Below are 4,649 nucleotides of genomic sequence, written 5' to 3'. Positions count from 1 at the left end.
AGACTGCACGATTTCCCAGGCCACGCGCCTTGCCCGGCAACGAACATGCACTCGCAGCGATGACAGTGCGTCACTCATGACAGCCGCCGTCAAGCTTGCGCGAACAGGCGCACGTCGTGCGCGGCACAGTCGACGAGCGCCTGCGTGCCGATCACGATGCCGCCGTCGTGGCGATGCGCCGCCGGCATGCGGATCGAAATCTCCTGCTGCCAGGGGGTGGCCACCGCGTAGTGCATGGCGTCGCCGAGATAGGTGACGTCGCGCACAGTCACGGGCAAGCCTGAAGTGCCGTTTGCACCTTGCAACGAGCTGATGCGCATCTGCTCCGGACGGATCATCAGCGTGCCGTCGTCGCCGGCGGTGAGTGCCGGATTGAAGGCGTCCGAGGCAATTTCATGGCCATTCGGGAACACACCGTTCATGCGCCCTTCGCTGTTCCTCGTGACCTTCACGGGCAGGATTCGAATTGCCGATGAAGCTCGCGACAAAGCGCGAAGCCGGGTTTGCGTAAAGCTCCTCGCCCGTGCCGACCTGCTCGATGCGGCCTTTGTTGAACACCGCAATGCGGTCGGAAAGGCGCAGCGCTTCCTCCTGGTCGTGCGTGACGTAGAGAATCGTCACGCCCGTCTCCTGGTGAATACGGCGCAATTCGAGCTGGATTTCCTCGCGCAGCTTCTTGTCGAGCGCCGAGAGCGGTTCGTCCATCAGCAGCACGGGCGGATCGTAGGCCAGCGCGCGCGCAATGGCCACGCGTTGCTGTTGCCCGCCCGAGAGCTGTGCGGGCATGCGGTCGCGGCACTCGGACAGATGCACGAGCTTGAGCATCTTTTCCACTTTTGCCTTGACTTCAGCTTCGGGGCGGCGGCGCACGCGCAGCGGAAACGCCACGTTCTCACCCACCGTGAGATGCGGAAAAAGCGTATAGCGCTGAAACACCATGCCGATGTTGCGCTTGTTCGGCGCCACTGCCAGCAGCGGCTTGCCGTCGAGCAGCACGCGCCCTTCCGTGGGCTCCTGGAAGCCCGCGACGATATAGAGCGTCGTGCTCTTGCCCGACCCCGACGGTCCGAGGAACGTCATGAATTCGCCCTTTCGCACATCGAGCGACACCTGGTCGATAGCGACGACGTCGTCGTAGGTCTTGCGCAGGCGCTGGATTTGCAGGAAAGCAGTCATGGCTTGTTTACCTCGATTAGCGGCCGCGGCGCACGAGAGCGCCCGCCAGCATCAATAACGTTGTCAACGCGACGAGCAGCGAAGACGCCGCTGCAACGACAGGCGTAAGGTCCTGGCGCAGCGTGGACCAGATACGCACGGGCAGCGTCTGCAGCGTCGGGCTCGACATGAAGATAGACACGACCACCTCGTCCCACGAAGCGAGGAACGAAAAGATCGCCGCAGCATAGAGACCGAGCCGGATGGCCGGCAGCGTGACCTTCAGCTTCACCATCAGCGGCGACGCGCCGCAAATGAGCGCGGCATCTTCCAGCGACGTGTCGAAACTCGAGAGCGAGTTGCTGATGGAGATGATCGAGAACGGCAAGGCGATGATCAGGTGGCCGATCACGAAGCCCGTCATCGTCCCGTTCATGCCGATGCGCAGGAAGAACGCATAGAGCGCGACGGCGAGCACCACGACCGGCAGCACCATCGGCGTGATGAAGAAGGCCTGCACCGCGCCGCGCCCGCGAAACCTGCCGCGTACGAGCGCAAGCGAAGCGAGAAAGCCGATGGCGACGGAGAGCACCGTGACGATCACGGCGAGCTTCGCGCTCGTGAGCAGCGAGTCGATCCAGCCCGCATCGGTGAAGAGCTGCCGGTACCACTCGAGCGTCCAGCCCGGCGCCGGAAAGATGAGCCACTGCGAGTCGCCGAAAGAAAGCGCGACGATAAAGACGATGGGCAGCAGGAGAAAGAGCGCGACGGCCCCGCCCACGGCCAGCAACATCCAGCGCAGCGCGCCCAGGCGATCGAAATCGAGCAACATGTCAGCGCCCTCCGAGACTTGCGCGCGCGTTGCGCGTGAAGCGCAGCTGCAGCGCATAGAGCGAGAGCGTCACGGCGAGCAGCACGAATGCGGCGGCGCCGGCGAGGCCCCAGTTCAAGAGTTCCTGTACGAGCTGCGCGATGAGTTCCGCGAGCATCATGTACGACGGGCCGCCCAAGAGCGCGGGCGTGACGAAGTAGCCCAGCGCCATCACGAACACCATGAGCGCGCCCGAGGCGACGCCCGGCATGGCGAGCGGCACGAGAATGCGCCAGAAGGCCTGCCAGCGGCTCGCGCCGCACACGGCGGCGGCGCGCAGCGTCGAAGGGTCGATGCTGCGCAGCGTGGCGTGCAGCGGCATCACGAGAAACGGCAACATGATGTAGGTCATGCCGATCGTCACGCCCGTGAGGTTGTTGACGAGCGAGAGCGGCTCGTGGATCACGCCAATCGCCATCAGCATGCGGTTGATCGGTCCCGTTTCCTGCAGCAGCACCATCCACGCGAAGGTACGTGCGAGCAGGTTGGTCCACATCGACAGCAGCAGGATCGCGAAGAACACGGCGCTGACCTTGCGCGGCGCGATGGCGAGCAGCCACGCCATCGGAAAGCCCACGAGCAGCGTGACGAGCGTCACGACCGTCGCCACGAGAAACGTGTTGCCGAACACGCGCAAATACGTGGTCGAGCCGAGCAACTGCTCGTAGTTGTGCAGACCCGGCGTTGGCTCCAGCACACTGCGCAGCAGCAGCGAGAGCACCGGCAGCAGGAAGAAGATCACAAGCAGCAGCATGGCGGGCGCCAGCAGCCGCATGCTGCGCCAGTCGCGCCGTTTGCGCGTGGCCGCCGCGGCCGGGTGCGCGACGGTACTCAATACGTTAGGCATGGTGTTTCCAGTGGCTTCGGTTTGTCCGCATTGCCAGCCCGCCGGTTGTGTTTCGGCCTCAGCCGGCTATGCTTACTTCGATTGCCACGCGTACCAGCGCTTCGCAATCGCATCGCGGTTCTCGGCCCAGTACTTCATGTCGAGATTGATCTGCGAGTCCTTGTATTGATCGGGCAGCATCTTTGCCATGGCCGGCGACATGAGCGCGGCCGACTTCACGTTGATCGGCGCGTAACCCGTATCGGCCGCGAATTTGGCCTGGGCCTGCGGGCTCGTCGCTGCAGCGAGATACTTCATCGCCGCATCGCGGTGCTTCGCGCCCTTCGGGATCACGAGCATGTCGGCGGCGGTGAGGTTCTGGTTCCACGAAATGCCGACGGGCACGCCGGTTTGCGCGAGCGCGTGCAGGCGGCCGTTCCAGAACATGCCGATCGGCGCCTCGCCTGACGCGAGCAACTGCTGCGACTGCGCGCCGCCGCTCCACCACACGATGTCGCTCTTGATCGTGTCGAGCTTCTTGAACGCGCGGTCGAGGTCGAGCGGATAGAGCTTGTTCGGCGGCACGCCGTCGGCGAGCAGCGCGATTTCGAGCACGCCCGGTGCGGACCACTTGTAGAACGTGCGCTTGCCCGGGAAGCGCTTGGTGTCGAACAGGTCAGCCCAGGTTTGCGGCTGCGCGCCCGTGTATTTCGCCTTGTTGTAGCCGAGCACGAACGAGTAATAGAAGCTGCCCACCGCGGCCTGCGACGCGAAGCGCGGGTCCAGATCGTCCTTCTTCACCACCGAATAGTCGATCGGCTCGATCAGCCCGGCCTTCTGCGCGGCATAGGCGAAGTCGCCCTCCACGTCCACGACGTCCCAGCTCACGTTGCCGCTGTCGACCATCGCCTTGAGCTTGCCGTAGTCGGTCGGGCCGTCCATCAGCACGGTGATGCCGCTCGCCTGCGTGAACGGCTGCGCCCAATCCTTCTGTTGCGACGATTGCGTGGTGCCGCCCCAGCTCGTGAAGACGATGGGGTCTGCGGCCAGTGCGGGTGCTGCTGCGAGTGTCGCTGCGCACGCAACGAACAACGGCGCGATAAACATGGTGCTTCTGCTGCTCATGTCTTTCTCCAGGGAAACAGTTGGTTGTCGCTTCGTGAGGCCACCGGCGCGAAACGCGCCGGCCTCAGGCTTATGATCTATGTATGGCATCGCTTCGATACCCGGCTTCCGCGCGACGGAGCTTTCAATGTGCGAAAGCGAGCGGCTGCACGGCGCCGGCTTCGCTGTCGCCCACGTAAATGCCGAACACGTCCTGCCGGCGTTGGCGCACATGGCGTTCGAGCATCGAGCGCACGGCATCCTCGCTCACCTCGCCCCAGGGGAGCTGCGAAAGCGGCGCGATGCGGACGCTGCTGTCGGGCCAGGGCGAACCGCCCAACATGTCGTAGACCACACAAAAAGATCGGATAACGGGTCGATCTGCGGCGCCCATCTGCTCTGATTCATGCCTACCCCGTGGATGAGCAACACGGTCTCGCCCGCTGCGATCGATTGCGGCGCGTAAATGCCGTAGTTGGTGTCCGCGAGTTGACCACGCTGAACCCGCGAGGTGGCACGCACGGCGGCGAACTCAGGCTTCATGGGATTCAAGCTCCATATGGCGACTCAGGCGATGCGGAGCCGCCAGGTACCTTGCGCACGTCCAGCTTCACGGAGTCCGCCGATCCAGCCCAGACACAAGTCGCGATTGATGAGATTATGGTATGCCAATATTATTGGTGGCAACAATCG

At 63.9% G+C, this 4,649-nt stretch carries 4 protein-coding genes and 2 pseudogenes; 1 reads left to right on the top strand and 5 read right to left on the bottom strand.

Going from position 1 to position 4,649, the window contains the following annotated elements; genetic code table 11:
- Positions 1 to 89: 89 nt before the first annotated feature.
- The 5 genes and pseudogenes from BMI01S_RS35995 to BMI01S_RS35975 all read right to left on the bottom strand — a co-directional run.
- A pseudogene (locus BMI01S_RS35995) lies at positions 90 to 1,176 on the bottom strand (ABC transporter ATP-binding protein).
- Positions 1,177 to 1,192: 16 nt separating this feature from the next.
- Positions 1,193 to 1,987 carry an ABC transporter permease gene (locus BMI01S_RS35990; RefSeq protein WP_028232879.1) on the bottom strand — a complete coding sequence of 265 codons (795 nt, stop codon included), beginning with the start codon at positions 1,985 to 1,987 and terminating at the stop codon, positions 1,193 to 1,195.
- 1 nt (position 1,988) lies between these two features.
- Positions 1,989 to 2,873: an ABC transporter permease gene (locus tag BMI01S_RS35985; RefSeq protein WP_028232880.1), complete on the bottom strand. Its 885-nt coding sequence runs from the start codon at positions 2,871 to 2,873 to the stop codon at positions 1,989 to 1,991.
- Positions 2,874 to 2,945: 72 nt separating this feature from the next.
- Entirely contained in the window at positions 2,946 to 3,977 is a 1,032-nt protein-coding gene (locus BMI01S_RS35980) for an ABC transporter substrate-binding protein (RefSeq protein ID WP_028232881.1), read from the bottom strand.
- 124 nt (positions 3,978 to 4,101) lie between these two features.
- Positions 4,102 to 4,263, bottom strand: a pseudogene (locus tag BMI01S_RS35975) (flavin reductase); the annotation flags it as partial.
- A gap of 182 nt (positions 4,264 to 4,445) precedes the next feature.
- Between BMI01S_RS35975 and BMI01S_RS42725 the strand changes: the two are divergent.
- Positions 4,446 to 4,649 (top strand): hypothetical protein (locus BMI01S_RS42725; protein ID WP_218002772.1); only part of this gene is annotated, 204 nt, incomplete at its 3' end.

Source organism: Paraburkholderia mimosarum LMG 23256 = NBRC 106338, from assembly GCF_000739815.1.
GTDB lineage: Bacteria > Pseudomonadota > Gammaproteobacteria > Burkholderiales > Burkholderiaceae > Paraburkholderia > Paraburkholderia mimosarum.
This window is presented reverse-complemented; position numbering and strand designations above follow the sequence as displayed.